Genomic DNA, 25,333 nt, shown 5'->3' with positions numbered 1-25,333 from the left:
TCTTACGCTCCTTCTTTAAATGAATTTGTGCGTCTGAACTGCCATAGAGCAATCGCAATAACAAATACAGAAAGCAGAATCGTTAATGCGGCAGCCAAAGAGTACTGGCTTGATTGCATTGTCAGCTTATAAATCCACGATACTAAAATATCGGTGCCGCCCGCTGTTGAACCAGGCACTGCAGGGCCGCCGCCATTAAATAGATAGATAATATTAAAGTTATTAAAATTGAACGTAAACTGTGTAATGATGATTGGCGCCATTGCGATTAAGATCATCGGCATTGTTATATGCTTGAACTTTGCAAAAATACTCGCACCATCAATCGTTGCTGCTTCGTATAAATCGTCTGGAATAGACTGAAGCACACCTGTTGTTACTAGGAATATATATGGGAATCCAAGCCAGCCCTGCATTAAGATTAAGGCAACTCTTGACCAGCTAGCATCTGTCAGCCACGGTATCGGCCCTATGCCTAATGCTGCAAGAATATCGTTGTTGACTGCACCGAAACTGTCATTGAATAATCCTGCAAAAATCAAAATCGTAACAAAACCTGGCACTGCCCAAGGCAATACTAGAATTGTGCGGAAAAATTTCTTAAAGCGGATTTCCTTTTGGTTAACAAGGACTGCCAGCCCAATACCAATGCTAACTTGCACAGTTGAGGCAACAATTGTCCACACAACCGTCCATGCAAGCACATCGAAGAATGTCGAACGCCATATATCTACTGTGAAAATTTCAGCGAATGTTTTCAATCCGACCCAATCTGTCAAATGTGCCGGCGGAGAATGGTATAAGTCATAATTCGTAAAGGCTAACGCGAAACTGAAAAGGATTGGGAAAATTACCGCAAAAATTAAAATGAATAAAGAAGGTCCGCTTACAAGATACGGATATCCTTGCGCAACCAGATTATGGTATTGTTCTTTCAATGAACTTAATTCCATGTTTTCATCACGTAATTTTCCGTTTCTATAAGCATCTCTTAAGTTAAAATAATATACCGCTAATCCAAAGCATGTAACTATGATGGCAATGATTCCTTCTGCTAAAAGGAAAATAGAATTATCACGAGGTACTTCTGTTCCTAAAGTAAAGATTCCCCAGAAACCCATATTAAGCAAATCTCCAAATACTAAAAAGAACATTATGCCTGTTAAAAGCAACAGCAGACCCTTTACCCATTGCTTGTTATAGAACTGCCCAACTCCTGGAATAATTGATAGAATAAGAGCTTTATTGCGATGTTGCACCTTTTTCACCCCTTGATTATTCTTACTTTATGTAATGAGCCGGAATTATGCAGTGCCAAACAATTTTTGTTTGGCACTGTCAGTAAATTTTAGTTGCTGCTATGCTTTGCTTCAATTTGACCTTTAACTGTCTCAACTGCCTGATTTAAGGCATCCTTTGGCTCTGCTTTGCCTGTTGCGATTGTCTGCAGGGCAGCATCAACCGGTGTCCAAACTTCATTCATTTCCGGAATATTCGGTGTCAATTCAGAGAATTGCGACTGTTCAGCAACTGCTTTTGCTATTTCGCTTTCCTTCACAGCCGGATCATCAGCTAATGCCTGTACAGCCGGTACTTCCTGTGTCAATTCGTATCTTGTTTTTGAATTTTCCTCATTAGTCAAATATACTGCCAGCTTTTTTGCAAGCTCTGCGTCTTGAGAATAAGAGCTGACATTGTAGCTTTTCACGCCGATGAATGCACTCATATTTTTACCGTTAGAAAGCTCTGGCAATTTCACAACACCATAGTTGATGCCAGCTTTTTTAAATGGCTCAACATTCCATGGTCCGGAAATAATTGCAGCAGCTTTTCCTTCTGTGAATAATGACTCTAGCACATTGATTCCTTGTTCGCCGATAATTCCAGCTGGAAACAGTCCTTCTTTATAGAACTTCTGAATATATTGTGCACCTTCTAATGCCCCAGCATTGTTTAAACCAATGTCATCAGGCTTATAAGCACCGCTTTCATCTTCACCAAAAATATAACCGCCGTAGCCGCTTAACACGCTTTGTGCATAGTAAATTTGGTCAAATAAAGCAAGGAATCCGTATTTGTCTCCAGATGTGTTTTGCTTGGAATATTCATACCATTCATCCAATGTTTTTGGCAGTTCTTCTTCTGAGATCAAATCTTTGTTATAATAAAGCACTGTCGTTTCTACTGCTTTTGGCAAACCGTATACTTTTCCGTCCACTATTTGTGACTGCAGAGCAGACTCTGTATAGATGGATTTTGTGCTGTCATCAACAGCAAGCTCTTTAATAAGTCCTTCCGTAACTGCTGTTCCGATTTGGTCGCCAGCCATTGTTAAAACATCTGGACCAGTTCCTGCAGGACCATCAAGGCGTAAATCCTCGATTTGCTGTGCGTACGGTTTTTCCACTACTTTTACTGTAACATCATTTTCTTCTTCAAACTTAGCAACGATATCTTTAATTCCTTCTGATTTTTCAATATCTTCCCAGACTAATAGATCGTAGTCTTTATTAGATGAAGCTTTCTGTCCGCTTGAACCTTCGCTGTCTTGAGGTCCGCAGGCTGCCAGTGATAAAGTTAAAGCGATGCCTCCAATCAGGCTTAAATACTTTTTAGACTTTTTCATATATAGGACATCCTTTCCAATAGTTTTCCTAATTGCACCAATTGATGTGAAAGCGTTTCACTAAAATCAATATAGCACCGGTAAAGAAATATGTAAACAATTATTTTACTTTATTAAGTAAATTTTTTTACGAAATTATTTTTCTTCACAAAAAAAAGCAGCACTCTTTACAGTGCTGCTTTTAGCTTAATTCGTGCTTCTTCTTATAATAAGCTCTGAGCCTAAATATAAGGTTTTAACCACTTTTCTTTTCTCCACTACCTGCTCTAACAATAAGGTGATGGCGTTTTTGCAAATTTCCTTCATATCAATATGAAAAGTAGTCAGCGGCGGCGATACATATTTGGCAATACTGATATTATTTATGCTGATAATACTGACTCTGTTAGGTATGGATATACCGTGCTCATTCAATGCCTGCAGGCAGCCCACCGCAATTGGATCAGCAGCGGTAAAGAACGCCGTCGGCATATCGTCACCAAGCTTTTTAATGGCCCTGCCCATCAAAGTATAGCCGTTCTCCACAGAAAAGCCTCTTCTGCAGAAAATGTAGCTTTCGTTTAAAAGCCCTCTTTCCGCCATAATTTCCCGGAAGATTTTTTCCCTGACATCCATTTCATCCTTATCTGTATTGGGGTTATGATAAGTACCACTGACTAAGCCAATTTCCGTATGTCCTTTTTCCATTAAGAAATCTATCGTTTTTTTCGTAATTTGCGCCAAATCAGGCCGAACAGAATCAAAATGATCCGGATCAGGAGTAGTATCAATAAATACCCCGTTTGTGGTAATCTTTCTTAAATAAGCTAACTCTGTTTCTGTAAAAGAACCGACAGCAATAAATCCTTCTATTGTATCTGGTATGCTAATGATTCCTTCTGATATTTTATATGTAGACATTTCAACATTTGCTTTCTTTGCTGATTTTTCAATCTCAATCCGCATTTCCTTGAAATATATATCTTCAAGCTCTTCTGTGTCTGTGAGCCAATATAAAAAAGCAATGTTTTTAACTAGCGGTCTTACTGTTTTCTTTCGGTAATTGAGCTTTTCTGCCACTTCATAAATTTTTTCTCTTGTCTCATCTGGAACAGATAAACTTTTATCATTATTTAATACACGGGAAACCGTCGAAACCGAAAACCCTGATTCTTCTGCGATATCTTTAATGGTAGCCATCTTTTACCTCCATGCCTTATCATTCACCATTTTCATCTATGTAATGAACTTTAATAGCTCTTTTTAATCAGTAAATTTTTTTACTTATTTTTTACTAAATTATATTAAATAATAATGATGATGTAAACTGTTTTTTCAAAATGCCACGAATTTAAAAAAATCACTATATTTTTTATTGCGTCCTCTGCAGAATAGTAGTAATCTGAACATAGACTTAATTAAATTAATTAACAAAGTTAAAACAGTCGATAACAGGAGGCTATTATGAATACTAACTATCCTTTACTTGAAACATATCAGTCTATTTTTTCTACAGATACTACGCCTCGGAAGTTCTTTGCTCCAGGCAGAATCAATCTGATTGGTGAGCATACAGACTATAATGGCGGCCATGTCTTTCCTGCATCCATCTCTTATGGAACTTACGCACTAGCTACAAAACGGGATGATTCTGTCTTTCGTTTCTATTCTGTTAACTTTTCTGATAGCGGTATCATTGAATGTGACCTGTCTTCATTAGCATACGATAAGGCTCATGACTGGGCAAATTATCCAAAAGGCATGATTCATCATTTACGAGAAGCCGGCTTTTCAATCGATACTGGTGCAGATATCTTGTTTTACGGCGATATTCCAAACGGCGCCGGCCTCTCTTCTTCTGCTTCAATCGAGCTTGTGACAGGTGTACTCCTTCAAGGTCTGTTCGACCTTCCAATTGAGCGCATACCGATGATAAAACTTGGGCAAAAAGTCGAAAACAGCTATATTGGAGTTAACAGCGGGATAATGGACCAGTTTGCAATTGGAATGGGTAAGAAGGATTCTGCTATTTTGCTAGACTGTCAAACATTAGAGTATAAGTATGCACCGATTAAGCTGGCAAACCATGTAATCATGATCATCAATACAAATAAACAGCGCACCCTTGCTGGTTCAAAGTATAATGAGCGCCGCTCCCAATGCGAAGCCGCCTTAAGTGATCTTCAGACAGAGCTGTCCATTGAAAGCTTAGGTGCTTTGACGGTTGAGGAATTTGATAATGCAAAACATCTTATTAAAGACCCAGTTAATCTATTGCGTGCAAAGCATGCTGTCTATGAAAATGCGCGAACATTGGAAGCGCTGTCCGCATTAAACAATGGCGACCTTAATAGATTCGGTGAGCTGATGAATCAATCACATGTCAGCTTAAAAGAAGATTATGAAGTGACTGGAACTGAACTGGACACAATTGTCGAAGCAGCATGGAATCAAGCTGGCGTTATCGGGGCACGTATGACTGGTGCAGGCTTCGGCGGATGCGCGATTGCGATTGTGGAAGAAGATAAAGCAGAGGATTTCAAAAAGAATGTTAATGAAATTTATCTAAAGAAGATTGGTTATGAAGCAACCTTTTATAAAGCGACTATCGGCGACGGAGCAAAAGAAATTTAAAAAGGTGGGTTATTTATGAGCATTTTAGTGGTAGGCGGAGCAGGCTATGTTGGATCGCACGCTGTGCATCAGCTGCATGATCGTGGACAAAAAGTAATTATTATCGATAATTTAGAGACTGGCAACAAAGAGGCTATCCATCCTGATGCATCATTTTATGAGGGAGATATTCGTGATATGAATTTCCTCCGTTCTGTTTTTGCACAGGAAGAAATTGAGGCAGTTATTCACTTTGCTGCCAACTCTCTTGTCGGCGAATCAATGGAGAACCCGCTTAAATATTATGATAACAATGTTCACGGTACACAAATGCTGCTTGAGGCAATGGTAGAGTTTAACGTAAAGAATATTGTGTTCTCCTCGACCGCAGCAACTTATGGCGAGCCGGACACAGTTCCTATTACAGAGGATATGGCAACGAATCCAGCTAATCCTTACGGAGAAACGAAGCGGGCTATGGAGAGAATGATAGAATGGGCTGACAAGGCTTACGGCATAAAGTATGTATCACTGCGTTATTTCAATGTAGCAGGAGCAAGAGAAACAGGGGAAATTGGAGAAGATCATGATCCTGAAACACATCTTATCCCGATTATTCTGCAGGCTGCCTTGAACAAGCGCCCATTTGTTACCATATATGGTGATGACTATAACACTCCGGACGGTACATGCATAAGAGATTATATTCACGTGGAGGATCTCATTGACGCCCATTTACTAGCCGTACAATATTTACAACAAGGCGGCAAAAGTGATATTTTCAATCTTGGCAGCAGCCAAGGCTTCTCTGTTAAGGAGCTTGTCGATACAGCCCGTACAATAACAGGCAAAGAAATCCCTGCTGTTATCGGTCCGCGCCGTGCCGGCGATCCGAGCACCTTAATTGCAAGTTCTGCTAAAGCAAAAGAAGTTCTTGGCTGGAAGCCGAGCAGAACTTCCATTGAGCAGATTATGAAGGATGCCTGGAACTGGCACTTGTCCCATCCGAACGGATACAAGAAGGAAGTGGCCAGATGATATATGCTTATATAGCCAAACTTGTCCAACAAGCAAAGGAAGCAGAGTTGATTGAAGCTGCGGATGTCATTTATGTAAGAAATCAAGTAATACAGCTTTTTAAACTGGAAGCTTTTCCAGAAGAATCTGCTGTCGAGAAACTTTCTGATGACCTTTCTATTCATGATGTAATCGACTGGCTTGTTTCCTATGCCACTGATCAAGCTATTATCGAGAACTTATTGGATATGAAGGACATTTTCGCCGCCAATTTAATGAATTGTTTTGTAGCTCGTCCTTCAGCGGTTAGGGAGACGTTTTACGATAAATATAAACAAGCACCGACAGCTGCAACAGCTTACTTTTATCAATTAAGTAAGAACAGCAACTATATACAAATGAACAGAATAAAAAATAATATTTCCTATAAAATTGATACAGCATACGGCGTTATGGATATTACCATTAACCTGTCCAAGCCTGAAAAAGATCCAGAGGAAATTAAGCGGGAACGTGCGATGAAGAAGGATGTTCATTATCCAAAATGCCTGCTTTGCAAAGAAAACGAAGGCTATGCCGGCCGTATCGGCCATCCTGCCAGATCGAACCATCGGATTATTCCAATTGAGCTTGCAGGTGAAACTTGGAACTTACAATATTCACCTTATGTTTATTATAATGAGCACAGCATTGTCTTTTCAGACGAACACAGAGATATGAAAATTGACCGTCAAGCATTCGAAAGACTGCTGCATTTTACCGAGAAATTTCCTCATTATTTCATCGGTTCTAACGCAGATTTGCCGATTGTCGGCGGCTCTATTCTCAGTCATGACCATTATCAAGGCGGCTGTTATGAATTCGCGATGACTCGAGCAGAGGACAGCTTCCAATTTCCCTTAAATAATTTTCCTGACGTCACTGCGTCTGTCCTTAAATGGCCGATGTCAGTGATTCGATTGAGAGGGAAAAGCAGCATAGAGCTTGTCAATGCTGGAGAGCTAATTCTAAAATCTTGGAGAGGCTATTCTGATAAAGCAGCACATATTCATGCATTTACAGAAGATGTGCCTCATAATACCATTACGCCGATTGCCAGAGTTCGAAACGGGTCCTTTGAGCTTGACCTTGTTTTAAGAAACAATCGGACAACAGCTGAACATCCGCTCGGTATTTTCCACCCTCATGCTGATGTGCATCATATCAAAAAAGAAAACATCGGCTTGATTGAAGTGATGGGGCTGGCAGTCCTTCCGCCCCGCTTAAAAGAGGAGCTTGGTGAAATCACAAAGCTTTTACTCGGGAAAGAAAATACGGTTAAAGATTATCATCAGCAATGGGCTGATGCTATTGTTCAAGAATACGGGATCATCTCCACTGTTTCTGAAGCAGAACAGATTGTCAAAAAAGAATTAGGCAAAAAATTCGTGAGAGTGCTTGAAGATGCTGGTGTCTTTAAAGAAAAGCAATCCTTTCAGCGCTTCCTCGATATATTAAACTAAACGTACAAAAAAAGCTGAACCTAAGTGCAGGTTCAGCTTTTTTAACTTTGGTCAAACAGCTCGACAAGCAGCAAGGACACAGCTCCTAATACAGTAGCATCATCTCCTAAGCTCGTTGCCACCACTTCTGTTTTTGCTGCTTCTTTCGTCAATGCTGTTCTTTCGATTTTTCTTTGGATGGCAGGCAGCAAATACTGCTCGCTTTTCATGACGCCTCCGCCCAGCACAATTTTATCAGGGTTGAGCAAATGAATTAAATTCGTCAAGCCGATTCCAATCATTTCGCCGATTTGCGAAAGGAAGTCGGCATGAACCTCGCTGCCTGCCTGCGCTAAAGCGAATATCTCCTCACCACTTATCCGCTCGCCGCAAATACCAATCGAGCGCTCTTCTATTGCGTTGCCGCTTATTAATGTTTGCAGGCAGCCTTGATTTCCACATTCACATACTGCACCATGGAGATCAATCGTCATATGGCCGAATTCTCCAGCTATTCCCTGTGCCCCGTGATGGAGCTTGCCATTCAAAACAAGTCCGGCACCGACACCTCTGCCAATATTTATTGCCACCATGCTGTTCACACCACCATGCCCGCCAAACCATGACTCTCCTAATGCCATTGCCCTTGCATCATTTTCCACTCTTATCGTCATGCCGAATTCTTCCTCGAAAAGCTCTTTAACACGTATATTGCGTAAGCTTATATTCGGAGCAACAAGCACCTCTCCTGCATCGACATCAACTACACCGTGCATAGCCATGCCAATCCCAATAACTTGCTCCTTATCAATGCCGGAACAAAGAAATAGATTTATTACAGCTTGCTTTAACGTTCCAATAAACGCTTCATTCGTAATTGGCACCTGCAATTTTGCTGTGCTGCGATCATAGATCTTCCCTGTTAAATCTGTAAGCACACACTCAACTGTTTCTGGTCCCGCATCCACTCCAACTGCAAAAAAAGCTGTGCTGTTAATATGCAGCATTGTCGGTTTGCGGCCGCCGCTCGATTCGCCAAGCGTACTTTCCACCACAAGCCCTTCTGTCATCAGCTCTTTGACAATACTGCTGACAGTCGGCGGAGTAAGGCTTGTTTCCTTCGCAATCTGCGCTCGCGAAATCGGCTCTGACATCCTGATTTTATTAAGGATGATTGTCTTGTTAACAGACTTCATCCATTGAAAACTGCCACGCTCCACAAAAAAATCCTCCATCTAAAAGTCCTTCTATATATCCTTCATTATACCATAACAGCCTGTGGCCGCCTTCATACTTAGGCGTCCACAGGCTGTTTTAATAGTAAGGATTTAAGTGAATAAGCACTTCTTCAATATTATCATGCTTTTTCATCAGCTTTTGCTTTATTTCTCTCGATAAATCATGCCCCTCCTTGATTGTCTTGTCATGATCGATAGAAATCCGCAAATCGACAAGCACATAATGACCATGTTCACGTGCTCTGAGCCGGTCTATTCTTTTTACCTCTGAAAAAGAAGAGATGATTTGCTCATAATCACTTAAGATAGCAGAATCAATATTGCGCTCAAGCAGAATATCAAAAGCTTCTTTGAGCATTTCCCTCGATATTCTGAAAATCAAATATGCCACAATAATACTCGCAACTTTATCGCCAAACAGCAAAAGCTTGATGTCGAACTTATCTCCTATAATGGAGAGAATAACACCAGCTGCTGCTGCAATACTTGCAACAATATCAGCTTTATGATCATACGCGATTGCCTCGATTGCTTTACTTTTTTGGTCATTAGCAATTTTCATGCTGTACCTGTATAAGTATTCCTTTGCGCCATATGAAATAATGGCAATCCACATAGCAAGTATATTCGGAGCTGTAATCGGGTGAAACAGGCCGATGATTGCTTCATAAACAACATATAAAGACACCGCAAACAGAACAATTCCAACAATTCCAGAAACAATGATTTCCGCTTTTCCATGTCCGTATGGGTGTTCAAGATCTGCCGGTTTGTTTGCTATTTTAATAACAAACAATACAATGACAGAAGCAAAAACATCTGCAGCTGAATGAATACCATCTGCAAACACAGCGTCACTGTTTGCCGCCCAGCCGACTACCAGTTTTCCTATCGTTAATATTACATTGCTTATAACGCTAATCCAAGCTACTTTTTTCGCAATTCGTTCTCTTGTCGACAAAGCAATACTTCCCCTCTAAAAAAATCACCTTTGTATCTTAACAAACGCGAACCTTATGGGTCTAGAGAAAAATTGTTGGTCATTACCACAACTATTCACCTAGCCAAAATACAGATACGTTAACCGTTTATATGACGGAAAGCCAAAAAGATGAGACACCATTCATTATTGGAAATTTTCTTCAATTTAAACAGAGGAATCGTTAATTAGATATAAGAGGGATTATTGCCGCCTGCTATTTTTAGTAAGTTGGCGGCAATAACCAAAGGCTTATTTAGAAATGAACATTTGAGTCCAATGATGTCCTGTTGCATAGTAACCTACACCTATTTGAGTGAAGGAGCTGCTTAAAATATTTGCTCTATGGCCGCTTGAATTCATCCAGGAATTTACGACCTGCTGCGCCGTTGTCTGTCCTTTAGCAATATTTTCACCAGCTGATCTATAGCTGATTCCATATGCTTTCATCATGTCAAAAGGTGATCCATAAGTTGGACTCGTATGACTGAAATAATTCTTTTGTGCCATATCCATCGACTTGTCTCTTGCTACTCTCGATAATTCCCAGTTTTCTGTTAAAGGAGCAAGGCCTGCTTTTTGTCTTTCGATATTACATAATCTAATTACTTCACGTTCTACTGTTTTAACAGAATCGATATTCGGAATGTTTAAGCTTTGGCCAGGGTAAATAAGGCTTGGGTTTTTAATTTGAGGGTTAGCTCCAATAATTTCCCTTAAGCCTATTTGATATTTAACAGCTATTTTCCACATAGAATCTCCGCTTTTGACTGTATATGTATCAGCAAAAGCCATTGTAGGAACAGCAAATAAACACAGAAGCGCCATTACTAGTTTTTTCATGTTTTCACCTCCTTATCGAAGATAAGATGCGTCTTTTCCGGTAAAAATATTCAAAAAAATATCCCGATTCTTATTCCAGAAAAAAAGATAATATCTTGGTGACATCTTGGTTAATTAATGATAATATTATGGTATATTAAATCATAAACATTGGGGAGGATAATATGCCGTTAATACGCTTCGATATGTATGAAGGAAGATCTGAGACAGAAATCAAAAAAATACTTGATGTATCTCACCGTGTCATGGTAGAGGCATTTCAGGTGCCAGAAAGAGACAGATATCAGATTGTTTCCCAGCACAAATCATATGAAATGGTCATTGAGGATACAGGGCTTGGTTTTTCGAGAAGTGAAAATGTCCTCATAATAAGTGTGACAAGCAGATACCGCACCCCTGATCAGAAACAGACTTTTTATAAAAGCCTGACAGATGAACTTGAACGCCAATGCGGGATTACCCCAAATGACGTTATGGTATCCTTTACGATAAACAATGATGAGGATTGGAGCTTTGGGTTTGGAGAAGCACAATTTTTGACTGGTAAGTTGACATAGTAAAAAGGGCAGAGTGGATTCTCTGCCCTTTTTGTTATGTTGTTATCTTTCGATTTTCTCTGCATGGTATAATTCTGCTTCAAGCGGTGCAGCTAAATATTCGCCTGCTTTAGAAACAAATCCTTGGAAATGGCTGCTTTTGTTGTGGCTTTCGATAGCAGCTTGGTCTTTCCAGCCTTCAATCATTAAATAAGTGTTTTCTTCTTCTACACTTTTCACAAGATTATAGGCAACATTACCTTCTTCTGCTTGTGATGCTTTAACTAAAGCTTGTACCTCATTTAAAAATGCTGCTTCTTTACCTTCTTGTAATTTCATTTTTGCGTGAATAATGAACATAGTTATTTCCTCCTTATAATTTGTATAATAAGCGGCTGCAGCTGACTTGCTTAAGGCAGGCAGCCGCACTTAAACTGTATCTAAGCTATCTTATATTTCAACCGTAGACACATTTTTACTCAAGCGGGAGAGCATATCAAGCAATGTTTCCTGCTCGCTTGAACTAAAACCGTTTAACGTCTGTTCAATAAAGCTTTTTTTCGCCTGAAGGGAAACGGTAATTTCCTCCCGGCCGCCTTCTGTTAAACTAACTAACGTGACACGGTTATCCTCCGCTTTTTTACGGCGCGATATTAGTCCTGCTGCTTCAAGCTGTTTTAAATGCCTTGTAACTGCTGCATTATCAATGTTAACTTCCTTCTGCAGGGCACTCTGGCTTATCTCATCAGCATTATAGAGGCAATGCAAGATCTCAATCCTTGTCGGACTGGAGCCTAAACAGGACTCAAACTTTGTATTTACATTATTATTCAGCTTTTGCAGCTGATAAAAAATCTGGAGCTGTATGAGGCAATCATTACTCATGGTATTCTCCTTCCAAACAATTAGTTGACATGTCAATAATTGATACATCAAATATAAACCTATTTTCTCCAATTGTCAAAGAATTAATTCGAAAAACCGCTTCTGTTTAAGAAGCGGCTTATCTATCATCTGTACAAATTACTGTGGTGAGCCAACCACACGGCTGCCCCTTCTTACAAAGCCGTAATAAGACAGCAGCGCCAAAAAGCTCGCTAAAAACATAATCACACCCATCGGAAGGGCTGTTTGCTCGCCGGCAATACCTACTAGCGGCGCGGATATGGATCCTAAAATAAATGGAAGCAAACCGAGCAATGCAGATGCACTTCCTGCAATATGACCTTGTGTTTCCATCGCTAATGAGAAAGATGTTGTTGAAATAATTCCAATGGACGACACAAAAAAGAAAATGGGAATAACAATGGCTAGCAATGGGGCATGAAGCAACAGGGCAATGAATAAGGTAATACCTGAAAGATTGGCAATAAGGAGGCCAATTTGCAGGAAAGTCCTCTCAGAAACAGTATCTGCAAACCTTCCGACAAGCTGGGAGCCAATCATTAAAGCAATTCCGTTCATTCCAAACAGCAGACTGAATGTTGTTGGCGAAACGCCGTAAATATTTTGATAAACAAACGGTGTCCCTGAAACATAGGCAAAGATCCCTGCTACAATAAAGCCTTGTGTAAGTGCATATCCTCTGAATTGGCGATCCTTTAGAAGCGTCCCGAAATTCCGCAAAATTTGCCCTATATTACTCGGCACTCGTTTCTCAGGAGGCAATGTTTCCTTAAGACGCAAAGAAACAGTAAGTGATAGGATTACTCCTACACATGCAAGCACAAGAAATACAACATTCCAATCGCCAAACTTGAGTATCGTGCTTCCTGCGACAGGTGCTAAGATTGGTCCCAAGTTATTAACAAGCATTAATAACGCAAAGAATTTCGTCAATTCCTTGCCGCTGTATACATCGCGGACAATCGCCCTTGAGATAACAATCCCGCCGGCTGCTGAAAAGCCTTGGACAAAGCGTGCTACAATAAAGAAGTAAATATTTGGGGCAAAAGAACAAATGACAGAAGCGATTAAGTAAACAATCAGGAAAATGACTAAAGGTTTTCTCCGTCCTATAACATCACTCATCGGCCCTATTACTAGCTGGCCCGCTCCTAAGCCAAGCAGACAGGTAGTCAAGCTAATCTGAACTAGGGAGGCTGTCGTGCCGTAATCCTTCACAATGGTCGGGAAGGATGGCAGGTACATATCGATCGTAAGCGGACCTAAAATAGCCAGTGAACCAAGCAGGAATGCTAAACGCAGCCTTTTATTTCTTTCCAGTACATCGGACAAAATCTTTCCACCTTCCTATATTTTTAATTAACTTTTGCTAGCTTCTATCATAACTTGATATCCTCCCTTTGAATAGCTGAAATCGTTATTTTTAGATAAAATATTTCTATATACTAAGGATTATGCTAACCTTCGTTGATTTCCCCTGTCAGCACTGACTCAACAATGTCATCTCCCCCCACCCACTTTTTAAAATCAAGTACTAACGGATGAGCGCTTTTAGCAAGAGCAGTCTTAATTAAGCCTTGATCGAAAGCATAAGAGAAAGTATGAATGGTTCCGAAGAAGTCCTGATAATCTGTGAAAAACAGCGGAGATGTGTCCTCACTGAAATGCTCAAATAATTTAGTCTGATTCAAGCTGCTTCCCATCAATTTCGCCAAATGAGTCTGCCTTTGAAGCGATCCCGCTATATTTGTACGGTTTTTTGTGGTCATCTTCTTATGCTTGAAGTGATTTGTACATGCTAGTGAGCCATTCCCCCAAAGAACTTCAACTTTTTCGGGACAGGTTTCCACAGTTGCCATATTTCCTTTTTCATCACCAATGGAGAAATTATAGCAAGCCGCATGAGGAATTAATTTTAATAAACAGACAGCCTCCTCCACGGTCGAACAGTTATCCAGCACTATTCTGCAGCTTACCCATGGGGAAACTCCTTTTCTATATCCTTCATTGCTGACAAAATGCAAACCAATTACAAGCCCTTTTTCATTTACGCCGTCATGCCTTCCAAGCAGCTGTAAATTGTACCCCGCTGAAGCGTACTGACTGTTGGTTTGAATCATGGAAAAAATGCCATCATATAAAAGGGGCGAAAAATCATAGTTTCTTGTATAAACACCATTATCAATGAGCGTTGTACAGCCCATTGCTTTTGTCTTTGGGACATCATAACCGCTAAAACAGGCTGCAGCCGATGTATAGCTAACTTCTAGCTTTTCTGCCACACCTTGAAGCTCCTCTAGAAGATGTGGAGCAAGTTCCCTATAGATGGCTTCCATATTGCGCCAATCAATCGTTTCTTTTGTTACATGTTTATACATAGTCAGCAAATCTGGCTGTTTCTTCAAGAAAACTCCATAATCCTGACCGATTTCAAAGGAACTTTTTCTCAGCTGCCAAATATAAGCCTTGAAAGTTGTCATTTATATGCCCCCTAAATTAAAATTGTAGCAGAGCAAGCTTGCACTGCTATTATAATTAGTTTATATCCGACAGACTGATGAGACCTGTCAATTTTTGCTCATTGAGAACAGAAATAAAAACTTTCTTCGTTTTAAGAGGAGGCTGCATCATCTAATAAGGAGATTCTAGGGACATGAACAGTGGAAAATTTGAAATTACAGTGAATCCCTCAGCCAAATCAATTGATATGATTATTGCGGGGACTTTTACACCTGAAAAGGTAGAGGAGTTTCTTGCTGAATACGCTTTACAGGTAAATTGCATCCCATCTTGTGAGCACACATTAAGAATTAACTGTTTAGATATTGATGTGCTGACACAGGCAATGATTCCATATATGGAGCGCTGTTTCCGTGTTTACCAGGAAACAGGATGCAAAAGCATGATTCTCATTATTAACAAAAGCCCCATGCTTATAATGCAATTTAATCGTATCATTAAAAACACTGGTTTTGAGAATGCTGCCATACTAGAGGTATAATTGACCTGAATATGGACGCATAAAAAAAGGCAAAGCAGCGTTGCTGCCTTTGCCTTTTTAGGGGATACGTGATTTACACTTTAAACTTCCGGATAAGTTCTTGCAAGCTTTCGGCAAGATTTGCTAGAGAAGACGACGATGCTGCAATCTCTTCCATTGACGCCACTTGCTCTTCTGTCGCAGCGGACACATTTTCAGTATTTGCTGCCGCTTCCCCTGCCATGCTGTTTACTTCCATTACCGATACATTAATAACTTCTGTATTCTCCTTCAATTCTTTCAACGAAGTGAACACATTCTCAAACAAGCTGACTAAGTCCAGAACAGACACTTCTATTTTACCGAAGGATTCTCCTGCATTTTTCACAATGTTTAAGCCTAAATCAACTTCATTTTTTGCACTTGACATAGATTGAATCGTAACTCTTGTATCGCCTTGAATTTGACCGATAAGACTTGTGATCTGCTCTGCAGATTGGGCAGACTGTTCAGCCAGCTTTCTTACTTCATCGGCTACTACAGCAAAGCCCTTGCCTTGCTCTCCTGCTCTTGCAGCTTCAATAGCTGCATTAAGTGCAAGCAAGTTTGTCTGTGAAGAGATGTCCGTAATTGCCTTTGTGATTTCGCCGATTTCTTTAATACGTCCTTCCAACGTATCAATAGACATAGCTAAGTTTCCAACATTTGTATTAATCGAATTCATTTGAGCTGTTACTTCCTCAATGTTTTGCAGCCCTTCTTTTGACGCTTCAGCTGTAGAGGAGGCTGTTTGCGCTACTTTTTCTGCGTTTTCGGAGATTTTTTCCGTGCTTGCCGTTACATTGTTAATTCCCTCTGAGCTTGATGCCATTAATCTCATTTGATTCTCTGAGCTTGATGCAAGCTCCTGAATCGTCTCTGAGATATGCTCACTCGCTTTGCTGCTTTCCTCTGAGCTTGCACTTAATTCCTCAGAAGAGGAAGCGAGAGCTTGAGATGTTTCACCGATTGTTTCCACAAGCTCTTTGATTCCGTCAGCCATACTATTGAAGCTTAAAGACAGAGAGCCTACTTCATCCTTCGATGCATAGTCAGATCTTTGAGAGAAATCGCCATTTTCTCCACTTTCCATTAAACCTTTTAGCTTTTTAATTGGATTTGTGATTGTCCGTGAAATATAGAGACCGAATAATACAGACAGCACTAGAAATACCGCAATAATGCTGATGGAAAGCACAAGCGTTGTACTGTAATTATCTTTGTTTTCCTGTGCGATTTTACTTGCCTGGTCTTCATTTGCCTTTTGTAATGATTCGAGCAAATCTGTCATTTCTTCCCGTTTTCTTATTACTTCGTCAGAATAAAGACGATATGCTTCTGCATTTTTATTGTCCAATGCTAATGCTAAAGCTTCATTTGTTGTTTCACTGATTTCAGTCAGTGACTGTTTATATTGATCAAGCGCTGTCTGTTCCTCTGAAGACAAATCCAGCTGGTCTAATTTGCTTACATACTGATCTATTTCATCAGTTGTTTTCTTGTACATTTCATTAAGCTGACTATTTCTTGAGTCATCCTCATTTAACATCAGCTCTAAAACAAACCGATCTGTCGCCTGATCGTCGCTTACTATTTTAGCCACCCATGTGTTTGGTATTAGGCGGTCATTATACATCTCTTCAGATCCGTCAGCCATGTTTTTCATACCATTAATAGCATAAATTCCGACTGTAATTAATGATATAGCACTGAATATAATGATCATTAATATTTTAATAGAAATTTTACTGTTTTTTATCACTTTCATGCCTTTCGCTCCTCATTTTATATTTCTCTCCCCTACTTGCTCTATCGTCCAACTCTACCTTAAACATTAGCACTTTATAAAATTTATTATTCTTGCAAATAATGTACAAATTAGTTATAATATTTCGTTTAAAATTCAAGTTGCAGGATTGGTAATCACTTACGTAAATGGTTTACAATGGAATAATATAGGGAATTATTCTATATAGGTTTCGGGCTATGAAACTATTTAAGAGGTGACAGTAGATGAAAAAATTAAATTGGGCAATCCTTGGACCTGGCAGTATCGCTGCTGATTTTGCAAGAGCGTTAAATGACATGCACGGGAGCATCTATGCAGTCGGTTCACGAACATTAGAAAAAGCAGAGCAGTTTGCAAAGCAATATAATGTTGCAAAGGCATACGGAAGTTATGAGGAAATGCTTCACGATGACAAAATAGATGTTGTCTATATTGCAACCCCGCACTCAAACCACTATGAATTCATTATGAAAAGCCTAGAAAACAATAAACATGTCTTTTGTGAGAAAGCAATTACGGTTAGCTCTGAGCAGCTTCTTGCTGCAGTAAAGCTAGCTGCAGACAAACAGCTTGTACTAGCAGAAGCAATGACTATTTACCATATGCCGCTGTATAAAGAATTGCGTCATCGGATCACTTCAGGCAGTATCGGCAAATTGAAAATGGTTAATGTGCTGTTTGGCAGCTCTAAGGAAGATGATCCTACAAACCGTTATTTTAATATGGATTTGGCAGGCGGGGCCTTGCTTGATATCGGTACATATGCTCTTTCATTTGCTAGATCCTTTCTTTCAAGCCAGCCTCATGAGATTCTGACAACCGTTAATAAATATTCAACAGGTGCAGATGAACAGTCAGGAATTATCCTAAAAAACAAAGAAGACGAAATGGCTGTCGTCACACTTGCAATGAGAGCCAGAACACAAAAGCTTGGCATCATCGCTGGCGACAACGGCTATATCATGGTTCCTGATTTTCCTAGAGCCGATAAGGCAACCATTCATTATTTAGATGGTACACAAGAGACGGTGGAAGCAGGCGAGAGCAGTAAAGCTTTGCATTATGAAATTGAAGATATGGAGCGATTTGTTGCAGAAAAAGAAAAGGAAAGCACATTGCCATTAACGGTTGATGTGATGGAAATTATGACAGATGTTCGCAATCAATGGGGTATACGTTATCCATTTGAATAAAAAAGAGGAATGCAGTTGTTCTGCATTCCTCTCTCTTTTATAGTGGTGCTGTTTGCCTTTTCTGGCCAACATAATAGACCATTTCTTGATATCCAATCTGTTTCAGCTTCTTCTGGACAGCGAACAAATCATCGCCGATTCGGTCAGGATGATGAGAATCGGATCCAAATGTTATATCGACATTATAATAAAAGGCACGTTCTAACATGTCATCAGCTGGATACCAGCCGCCCACATCCTTCATTTTTCCTGATGTGTTCACTTCAATGGATACACCTGATTCGCCAATAATTTTCAGTGTCTCATCTAAGATTGGTGTTTCAATGGCTGAAAAGGCAGGATAATAACCTTTCATTGCATCAATATGACCAAGGATTTGGAAAACACCGCTTTTGGCTGATCCTTGAATTAATCGGTAATAATCTTCCTTCTCTTGAACTTGCTGTGACGCAGTAAGCCCTGGCCATCTGCTTTTATCAAAAATACTCTTTCCATTCACATAATGAACAGAACCGATAATATAATCAAATGGATATTTATCATATTCTTTTTTGTACATATGAAGAAGATGTGGATAATAATCACTTTCCACTCCAAGCAGAACATGAATTTTGTCCTTATAGGCTTCCTTCAGCTTGAGGACCTCTTCCACATAGTGAACAAACTCACTTTTCCCCATGGAGTACCGTGGAAACGGCTGGTCTTCTTTATGAAAGAACAAGGGAGAATGATCTGATATGCCAATATAATGCAGCCCCTTCTCAATCCCTGCCTGAATATACTCTTCGATTTTACCAATTGCATGGCCACATCTGTCATGGTGTGTATGCAAATCAAATAAGATGCTGTTCATATGCCTCTCCTCACTTGCTTTTTATCTTGTAAACTAAGTATATACGAATCTGAATCGTACTGTCATGTGAGGCGGACTATAAAAAAAGGCATGGAGAATTCTCCATGCCCGCATCAATTACACAATTTTTATCTGGTTATCCTCTATAACTACCTTTTCATTTTCCTTTAGGTTTGTGAAAATAATTGGTGTAATAACAGACGGCACCTTGTCCTTAATTGCCTCAAAATCTATTTCCATTAATTTCTCACCTTGCTTCACTTTTTGACCGTCCGTAACAAAGGATGTGAAGCCTTCCCCTTTTAAAGTAACTGTATCCAATCCTACATGAATGAGAATTTCTCTGCCGTTGTTATCTGACAGACTAATGGCATGCTTTGTAGGAAAAACATTAATAACTGTTCCATTAACCGGTGAGATTAGTGTGCCATTTGTTGGATCAATGGCTGCACCGTCTCCCATCATTTTCTGGGAAAAGACTGGGTCTGGCACTTCTTCAATAGGAAGAAGTCTTCCTTCTAATGGAAGAATAAAGGAATTCTCATCTGCATTTGACTGGTTTTTCTTAAACAGGTTTTTGAACATACTAGCACCTCCATGAATTTAGGACGAACGTCATTTCTTTAAATAAAACACAATTGATTCATAAGGACGTAATTCGATATTTTCTAGAACCTCTTTTGAGTCAGAGTAATTAGATAACAGCATGGTTTTTGTATAACCTTCAACCTCTAATGTGTCAGGCAATTCGAATGAAATAGGCTCTCCATAAAAATTATTAACCACAATCAGCTTTTCGTTATCATTGGAACGAACATATGCAAAAAGCTGCTGGTGATCTGGAAGCAATAGCTCATAATCGCCATTTGTAACAATATCGTACTCTTTTCTCAATGATATCAACTTTTGGTAATGATAGAAGACCGAATCAGAATCCTTTAAGGCTGCTTCTGCATTTATTTCATGATAGTTTCTAGCTGTATTTATCCACGGTGTTCCTGTTGTAAAGCCAGCATTTGCCTCTGCATTCCATTGTACAGGAGTTCTTGAGTTATCACGAGATTTACGTCTTAATATTTCGAGGATTTCCTCTTCTGTTTTTCCCGCTTGCTTTAATAGTTGAAACATATTGATTGATTCAACATCCCGGTAATCTTCAATAGAATCGAATTTAGGGTCTGTCATCCCAAACTCTTCTCCTTGGTAAATATAAGGCGTTCCCTGCATCATGTGAATGACTGTAGCAAGCATTTTCGCTGATTCCTTATGGTATTTTTGATCATTGCCATATCTTGAAACGACCCGGGGCTGATCATGATTACACCAAAACAGCGCATTCCAGCCTCCGCCTTTATTCATGCCTGTCTGCCAATCAGATAATATTTTCTTTAAGGAAAGGAAATCCATATCGCCCAGCGCCCACTTTTCTCCATTCGGATAATCAACCTTTAAATGATGAAAATTAAAAGTCATGCTAAGCTCTTCCCGTGTCGGGTTGGAATATTGAATACAATGCTCTAATGTTGTAGATGACATTTCGCCAACTGTCATAGAATCATATTTTGAGAAGACTTCCTTGTTCATCTCATGAATAAATTCATGCACTCTTGGTCCGTCGGTATAAAATCTTCTTCCGTCCCCCACATTGTCATCTGGAAATTGCTGATTTTTTGAAATTAAGTTGATAACATCAAGGCGGAAGCCATCGACGCCCTTCTCAAACCAAAAGTTCATCATTTCATAGATTTTATGGCGAACTTCTTCATTTTCCCAGTTTAAATCAGCTTGTGTGACATCAAACAAATGAAGATAATACTGCCCTGTTTTTTCATCATATTGCCATGCATTTCCGCCAAACTTTGACTGCCAATTATTCGGTGCACTTCCATCTTCTTTACCGTCTTTCCAAATATAATAATTTCGATACGGATTATCTTTCGAGGAAGCCGCCTGTTTGAACCATTCATGCTCTGTTGACGTATGATTCACGACAATGTCCATAATAACCTTAATGTCTTTTTTATGAGCCTCACTCAGCAATACATCGAAATCCTCCATTGTCCCGTATTCAGGATGAATGGAGAAATAATCACTAATATCGTAGCCATTATCTCTTTGAGGAGAAGCATAAATTGGTGTTAACCATATGACATCTACACCAAGCTCATGCAAATAGTCCAATTTTTCCACAATGCCTTGAATATCACCGACACCGTTACCAGTAGTATCATTGAAGCTTTTCGGATATATTTGATATACAACTGCCTTTTCCCACCATGTTTGATTCATCTATATACACCGCCATTATTTACATTTATGAACCCTGTATATACAGGTTATATATTTATGATAACATGTATATACATGTTGTCAATTAAAAAATAATGCGTTTTCATTTTTGATTTCTTCTGACAAAATCAAAAAAGCTTATTGTGATTAGGTTTCACAATAAGCTTTGTCTTCATCCAATATTTACATATTTCCTTTACGCTTCGAGCTTTACAGCTTTCCGGCTTGTTCCGAATTCTTTCATTTTGCTTCTCACCGTTGCTATGATCGCTGCTTGCCCAGGTGCAAGTATCGTTCTCGCATCATATACTTTGTCATCCTGGACGAGAAGCTCTCGTACAGCCTGAGCCCATGCCTGCAGACATTCTGTATTAACGTTTATTTTTGCATGACCTAGTTCAATCGATCTTTGGATTTGATGGAGCGGAATTCCCGACCCGCCATGCAGGACTAACGGAACATTTGTAATCCGAGAAATATGCTCCATTTCCTTAAAGCCAAGGATTGGCTCTCCTTTATACGGTCCATGAACAGATCCTAATGCTGCTGCCAGTGCATCAATACCAGTTTCATTGACGAGCTGCAAACACTCATTTGGATCTGCATAGGAAATACCTCCGATTAAACCATCCTCATTTCCGCCGACCGTTCCTACCTCTGCTTCGACAGAAACACCAAAGTTCCTAGCATAATCAACGACTTCTCTTGTCATCCTGATATTTTCTTCAATAGGTGAATGGGAGCCGTCAATCATGACCGAACTAAAGCCTGCATCAATCGCTTGCTTGCATCTTGCTACACTTTTGCCGTGATCTAAATGGAGAGCTACAGGCACAGTGATTTCTAATTCTTCTACTAATGCAGATACACCTGCTGCAATTATTTTAAAGCCTCCCAAATAATCAACTAACCGGTCGGAAGCGGCAACAATGACAGGTGCTTGCTCAGCTTCGGCTGCCTGCAGAATTGCTTGAACCCACTGAAAGCTGTTCATATTATATTGACCGACAGCATACTTTTCTTCTTTCGCTTTTCTCAACATATCATGCATCGAAACAATCGCCATTGCTACACCTCCATCTATTTATTTTCCCCCTAAAACTTACAGAGCTTTTTCCGCTTCAAAATGCTTAGCAAGCACTTGAAGTGTTGTTTCCTTTGCAGTCTTGATAACTTCTTCCGCATCAAGCTGATAGTATTCTGGTCGGAAGAGTTCAACAGACACATGGTCTACACCCTTATTCTTTAAGATAGGGATAATGCTGTCTAAATCAATGGCTCCATGCCCTGGCCATACTCGGTCAACATCCATTAGAATACCAGGCTGATAATCTTCGACGTCATTAATATGAAAGATAAATATCTTTTCAGAATCTGTGTTTTTCAAGCTTTCCAGCGTAGAATTCATCGCATAATATTGGAATGTATCAAACACGATGCCAACATTATGTCTGTCGACTTCCTTGACCACTTCATTGGCGAATTCCAATGTGTTGATAGTGGCATGTGGATGGCCGATAAATTCAATTGCTAGTTTCACTCCATATGGCTCTGCCAAGTCAGACAAATCTCGTAAAGTCTCGACACTGCTGTTGATAATGTCTTTACGCAGAATCTTCTGTTCAGAAACAAGCGGTACTACAACAATATTCTTACAATTAATTACTTTTGAAATCTCAAGCATTTCCTGAAACTCTTCACGCAATGCTGCATATTCTTCCTCTGTGCGATTATTAAAGAACACTAGTGCATTTAATGAGAGCGGCTTTACATGATGAGTTTGAAAGTACTGGGCTAAATCTTCAAGTGTATGTGTTTTTAAGTAGTCTTTCAGCTGGTCGATTGATCTGATTTCTATATAGTCATAGCCGTATTTCTCACAAAGCTCTAAATCCTTCTCTAAGCTTGAGTTTTCCAATGTTGTCCCTTGATTTAATCCTATTTTCATTCTGACAATCCTCCTTATTTAACTGCTGATAATCCTAATCCTTCTTTAATGGATCTCAATGTCACTTCATTGGACCAATCTGGTTTATCCGGATAAGCAAAAACAGAGTTTGTGATAATGCCGTTGAAATTGAATTCTCTCAGCTTGCGGTATAGTGTATCAAAGTCAATTTCGCCTTCGCCTGGGTTCAAGTGCTGATGAACAGTCACATTAGCATTCGGCGGATTAACGATATAGCGCAAGCCAAATGCTGCTTTATGGTTCAGCGTATCTGCAATCAATACATGTGCCAGCAAGTCCTTTGCCTCATCCAGCTGTTTTCCGATATCGCCGATGCCGTCATCATAAAAGAAAGCATGTGCCACAGAGTAAACAAGCTTAATCCAATCCTTATCTAACGCGCGAATCATTCGAACAGCCTCAATATTCAATTCAATGAAGTCATGAGGATGTGATTGCAGATTAAGGGCAATTCCTTCCTTTTCGAAAATAGGCATAAGCTCATCCATGGAGCGAATGAAGGATGCTTCACTTTCGGTTGGGCGGGTTTTATCGCCGGCAAATTCACTGTTCATTAAATCAACACCTAAATCAGATGTGATTTCAATGCATCGTTTCCAGTTCCTCACAGCAGCCTGCCGTTCTAATTCATTTGGGGAAGACCATTGCTGTACAGGCAAAACAGATGAAATTTTCACCCCTGCATCTGAACAGTATCTCTTCAAATCCTTGATTAGCTGCTTATCAACTTTTGGATACTCGTAAAACCAGATGAAATCCTTGCGCGGAGAAAGCTCTACATATTCGTAGCCGAGTCTTGCTACATTGTCGATTGTTTCCTTTAAACCTGTATTATCCCTAAAGTGTGATGGATCGTATGCTAATCTCATATTTTTTAACCTCTTCCCTTTGTAAATTATAAATATGCGCGTGAGGGGGAAATCCCCTCACAATGTAATCACGTTATATTTAATAGATTATAGACTTGCAGCTTCTAATCCTTTTTTATAGAAATCTGGTTTTTCTGCTAGGACGACATCTTCTCTGCCGCCTGATTGCTGGGATTTAATGCATGCATCCGCAGTGACTTGAGCTATATAGCCATCCCATGCTGTCGGGCCGTTTGGTTCTCCAGTCTTTTTAATAGAATCCATAAAATCCTGAAGCTCTGTATCATAGGCATCAAGAAAGCGCTGCTTCCAATCTACTAATATATTAGAACCTAATGTAGCATTTTTGCGGTATGTGATGCTTTGGAATTCAGGAAGCTTCACAATCCCGTCTTCACCAACTACCTCACATTGAATATCATAGCCATACTGGCAATTAACGGAGATTTCTACATTTATGATAATGCCTGAATGTGTTTCTAATAGGACAATTTGTGGATCTCTTAAGTTTTCATGTGCGTATTTAGATTTTCTTGGAAATAGAACTTGCACAGATTTATAGTCATCATCTACTAGCCAATGAAGAACATCAATTTCATGTATTAATGTGTCTGAGATTGCCATATCTGTTGTATACATTTCATTAACTTCCGGATTGCGGTGAGCACAATGAATTAATAATGGCTCTCCAATAAATTTATTATCAATTGCCTCTTTCAGCTGAACATAGCCGCTGTCATAACGGCGCATAAATCCAACTTGCACTAGTCGTTTGCCATGCTTCATTTCTGCTTCTACTATTCTCATGCAGCCTTCTGCTGTTGTTGCCAAAGGCTTTTCACAAAACACATATTTACCTGCACTAATAGCTGCGAGCACACTTGCTTCATGGGCAGGTCCCCAGCTTGTTACAAAAACAGCATCCACGTTATTTGCTGCAACTAATGATACATCATCTGGATAAACGACAGCATCTAAACCATATTGCTCAACAGCCTGTTTTGCCGACTCTTGATTTACATCTGTAACAGCTACGATTTTTCCGCCTGACAGTGTGTTTGTAATTCTTTTAATATGTTCACGCCCAATAGCACCTGTGCCAATTACCCCGATATTCAATGTCATATCTCTCAT

Annotated in this window: 23 protein-coding genes and 1 pseudogene; 6 read left to right on the top strand and 18 right to left on the bottom strand. The window is 39.7% G+C overall.

Features of this window, described 5'->3' with window-relative positions:
- Nucleotides 1–2: 2 nt before the first annotated feature.
- The 3 genes from ganP to ganR form a co-directional block, all read right to left on the bottom strand.
- A complete protein-coding gene (gene ganP / locus ACLIJJ_RS06990) occupies nucleotides 3–1,259 on the bottom strand; it encodes a galactooligosaccharide ABC transporter permease GanP (RefSeq protein WP_251644677.1) in 1,257 nt (418 codons plus the stop codon).
- Nucleotides 1,260–1,348: 89 nt separating this feature from the next.
- On the bottom strand, nucleotides 1,349–2,626 hold the full coding sequence (gene ganS / locus ACLIJJ_RS06985; RefSeq protein WP_237941030.1) for an arabinogalactan oligomer ABC transporter substrate-binding protein GanS: 1,278 nt from the start codon (nucleotides 2,624–2,626) through the stop codon (nucleotides 1,349–1,351).
- Between the two features lie 186 nt (nucleotides 2,627–2,812).
- Nucleotides 2,813–3,805 (bottom strand): galactan degradation operon transcriptional regulator GanR, encoded by a 993-nt coding sequence (gene ganR / locus ACLIJJ_RS06980; RefSeq protein ID WP_233317138.1) that lies wholly within the window; start codon nucleotides 3,803–3,805, stop codon nucleotides 2,813–2,815.
- Nucleotides 3,806–4,069: 264 nt separating this feature from the next.
- On the opposite strand from ganR, the gene ACLIJJ_RS06975 reads away from it, so the two are divergent.
- Genes ACLIJJ_RS06975 through ACLIJJ_RS06965 form a run of 3 tightly spaced genes read left to right on the top strand, consistent with a single transcriptional unit; the run spans nucleotide 4,070 to nucleotide 7,737 of the window.
- On the top strand, nucleotides 4,070–5,239 hold the full coding sequence (locus tag ACLIJJ_RS06975; protein WP_233317139.1) for a galactokinase: 1,170 nt from the start codon (nucleotides 4,070–4,072) through the stop codon (nucleotides 5,237–5,239).
- A 15-nt stretch (nucleotides 5,240–5,254) separates the two neighbouring features.
- Nucleotides 5,255–6,256, top strand: a complete 1,002-nt coding sequence (galE, locus tag ACLIJJ_RS06970) for a UDP-glucose 4-epimerase GalE (RefSeq protein ID WP_233317140.1) — start codon at nucleotides 5,255–5,257, stop codon at nucleotides 6,254–6,256.
- Nucleotides 6,253–7,737 (top strand): UDP-glucose--hexose-1-phosphate uridylyltransferase, encoded by a 1,485-nt coding sequence (locus ACLIJJ_RS06965; protein ID WP_411410699.1) that lies wholly within the window; start codon nucleotides 6,253–6,255, stop codon nucleotides 7,735–7,737. The genes galE and ACLIJJ_RS06965 overlap by 4 nt, the downstream gene beginning before the upstream one ends.
- A gap of 41 nt (nucleotides 7,738–7,778) precedes the next feature.
- Here ACLIJJ_RS06965 and ACLIJJ_RS06960 read toward each other — a convergent pair whose 3' ends face one another.
- The 3 genes from ACLIJJ_RS06960 to safA form a co-directional block, all read right to left on the bottom strand.
- Nucleotides 7,779–8,936, bottom strand: coding sequence for an ROK family transcriptional regulator (locus ACLIJJ_RS06960; protein WP_341075494.1), 1,158 nt, complete (start codon nucleotides 8,934–8,936; stop codon nucleotides 7,779–7,781).
- Between the two features lie 94 nt (nucleotides 8,937–9,030).
- A complete protein-coding gene (locus ACLIJJ_RS06955) occupies nucleotides 9,031–9,915 on the bottom strand; it encodes a cation diffusion facilitator family transporter (RefSeq protein WP_233317143.1) in 885 nt (294 codons plus the stop codon).
- A gap of 270 nt (nucleotides 9,916–10,185) precedes the next feature.
- Nucleotides 10,186–10,776 (bottom strand): SafA/ExsA family spore coat assembly protein, encoded by a 591-nt coding sequence (gene safA / locus ACLIJJ_RS06950; RefSeq protein ID WP_233317144.1) that lies wholly within the window; start codon nucleotides 10,774–10,776, stop codon nucleotides 10,186–10,188.
- Nucleotides 10,777–10,940: 164 nt separating this feature from the next.
- On the opposite strand from safA, the gene ACLIJJ_RS06945 reads away from it, so the two are divergent.
- Entirely contained in the window at nucleotides 10,941–11,333 is a 393-nt protein-coding gene (locus ACLIJJ_RS06945; protein WP_233317145.1) for a tautomerase family protein, read from the top strand.
- A gap of 42 nt (nucleotides 11,334–11,375) precedes the next feature.
- Here the strand turns inward: ACLIJJ_RS06945 and ACLIJJ_RS06940 are convergent, their stop codons facing one another.
- The 4 genes from ACLIJJ_RS06940 to ACLIJJ_RS06925 all read right to left on the bottom strand — a co-directional run bounded on the left by ACLIJJ_RS06940 (nucleotide 11,376) and on the right by ACLIJJ_RS06925 (nucleotide 14,698).
- Nucleotides 11,376–11,672, bottom strand: coding sequence for a putative quinol monooxygenase (locus ACLIJJ_RS06940; protein WP_233317146.1), 297 nt, complete (start codon nucleotides 11,670–11,672; stop codon nucleotides 11,376–11,378).
- A gap of 90 nt (nucleotides 11,673–11,762) precedes the next feature.
- On the bottom strand, nucleotides 11,763–12,197 hold the full coding sequence (locus ACLIJJ_RS06935) for a MarR family winged helix-turn-helix transcriptional regulator (protein WP_233317147.1): 435 nt from the start codon (nucleotides 12,195–12,197) through the stop codon (nucleotides 11,763–11,765).
- 138 nt (nucleotides 12,198–12,335) lie between these two features.
- Nucleotides 12,336–13,550 (bottom strand): Bcr/CflA family multidrug efflux MFS transporter, encoded by a 1,215-nt coding sequence (locus tag ACLIJJ_RS06930; protein ID WP_233317148.1) that lies wholly within the window; start codon nucleotides 13,548–13,550, stop codon nucleotides 12,336–12,338.
- A gap of 125 nt (nucleotides 13,551–13,675) precedes the next feature.
- Nucleotides 13,676–14,698, bottom strand: coding sequence for a C45 family autoproteolytic acyltransferase/hydrolase (locus tag ACLIJJ_RS06925; RefSeq protein WP_411410698.1), 1,023 nt, complete (start codon nucleotides 14,696–14,698; stop codon nucleotides 13,676–13,678).
- A gap of 173 nt (nucleotides 14,699–14,871) precedes the next feature.
- Here ACLIJJ_RS06925 and ACLIJJ_RS06920 point away from each other — a divergent pair, with 173 nt between their 5' ends.
- Nucleotides 14,872–15,219, top strand: coding sequence for a hypothetical protein (locus ACLIJJ_RS06920; RefSeq protein ID WP_411410697.1), 348 nt, complete (start codon nucleotides 14,872–14,874; stop codon nucleotides 15,217–15,219).
- Between the two features lie 73 nt (nucleotides 15,220–15,292).
- Here the strand turns inward: ACLIJJ_RS06920 and ACLIJJ_RS06915 are convergent, their stop codons facing one another.
- Nucleotides 15,293–17,005: a methyl-accepting chemotaxis protein gene (locus ACLIJJ_RS06915; protein WP_251644679.1), complete on the bottom strand. Its 1,713-nt coding sequence runs from the start codon at nucleotides 17,003–17,005 to the stop codon at nucleotides 15,293–15,295.
- A gap of 245 nt (nucleotides 17,006–17,250) precedes the next feature.
- On the opposite strand from ACLIJJ_RS06915, the gene ACLIJJ_RS06910 reads away from it, so the two are divergent.
- Nucleotides 17,251–18,219 (top strand): Gfo/Idh/MocA family protein, encoded by a 969-nt coding sequence (locus ACLIJJ_RS06910; RefSeq protein ID WP_233317152.1) that lies wholly within the window; start codon nucleotides 17,251–17,253, stop codon nucleotides 18,217–18,219.
- 37 nt (nucleotides 18,220–18,256) lie between these two features.
- On the opposite strand, the gene ACLIJJ_RS06905 is transcribed toward ACLIJJ_RS06910, so the two are convergent.
- The 7 genes and pseudogenes from ACLIJJ_RS06905 to iolG form a co-directional block, all read right to left on the bottom strand.
- Complete coding sequence (locus ACLIJJ_RS06905) at nucleotides 18,257–19,072, bottom strand: histidinol-phosphatase (protein WP_233317153.1); 816 nt, start codon at nucleotides 19,070–19,072, stop codon at nucleotides 18,257–18,259.
- 117 nt (nucleotides 19,073–19,189) lie between these two features.
- Nucleotides 19,190–19,618: pseudogene (locus ACLIJJ_RS06900) on the bottom strand (PTS sugar transporter subunit IIA); the annotation flags it as partial.
- A gap of 69 nt (nucleotides 19,619–19,687) precedes the next feature.
- Nucleotides 19,688–21,361, bottom strand: coding sequence for an alpha,alpha-phosphotrehalase (treC, locus tag ACLIJJ_RS06895; protein WP_411410696.1), 1,674 nt, complete (start codon nucleotides 21,359–21,361; stop codon nucleotides 19,688–19,690).
- Between the two features lie 196 nt (nucleotides 21,362–21,557).
- Nucleotides 21,558–22,427, bottom strand: coding sequence for a class II fructose-1,6-bisphosphate aldolase (gene fba, locus ACLIJJ_RS06890; RefSeq protein ID WP_237941017.1), 870 nt, complete (start codon nucleotides 22,425–22,427; stop codon nucleotides 21,558–21,560).
- Nucleotides 22,428–22,463: 36 nt separating this feature from the next.
- On the bottom strand, nucleotides 22,464–23,309 hold the full coding sequence (locus ACLIJJ_RS06885; protein WP_233317156.1) for a sugar phosphate isomerase/epimerase family protein: 846 nt from the start codon (nucleotides 23,307–23,309) through the stop codon (nucleotides 22,464–22,466).
- Nucleotides 23,310–23,323: 14 nt separating this feature from the next.
- A complete protein-coding gene (locus ACLIJJ_RS06880; RefSeq protein WP_233317157.1) occupies nucleotides 23,324–24,199 on the bottom strand; it encodes a sugar phosphate isomerase/epimerase family protein in 876 nt (291 codons plus the stop codon).
- A gap of 87 nt (nucleotides 24,200–24,286) precedes the next feature.
- Nucleotides 24,287–25,324: a bifunctional inositol 2-dehydrogenase/D-chiro-inositol 1-dehydrogenase gene (gene iolG / locus ACLIJJ_RS06875; RefSeq protein ID WP_411410695.1), complete on the bottom strand. Its 1,038-nt coding sequence runs from the start codon at nucleotides 25,322–25,324 to the stop codon at nucleotides 24,287–24,289.
- Nucleotides 25,325–25,333 lie beyond the last annotated feature (9 nt).

It is taken from the genome of Niallia laureatilytica (genome assembly GCF_046613985.1).
Taxonomy (GTDB): domain Bacteria; phylum Bacillota; class Bacilli; order Bacillales; family Cytobacillaceae; genus Niallia.
Note: the sequence above shows the minus strand (reverse complement) of the source record. Positions and strands in the feature narration are given on the sequence as shown.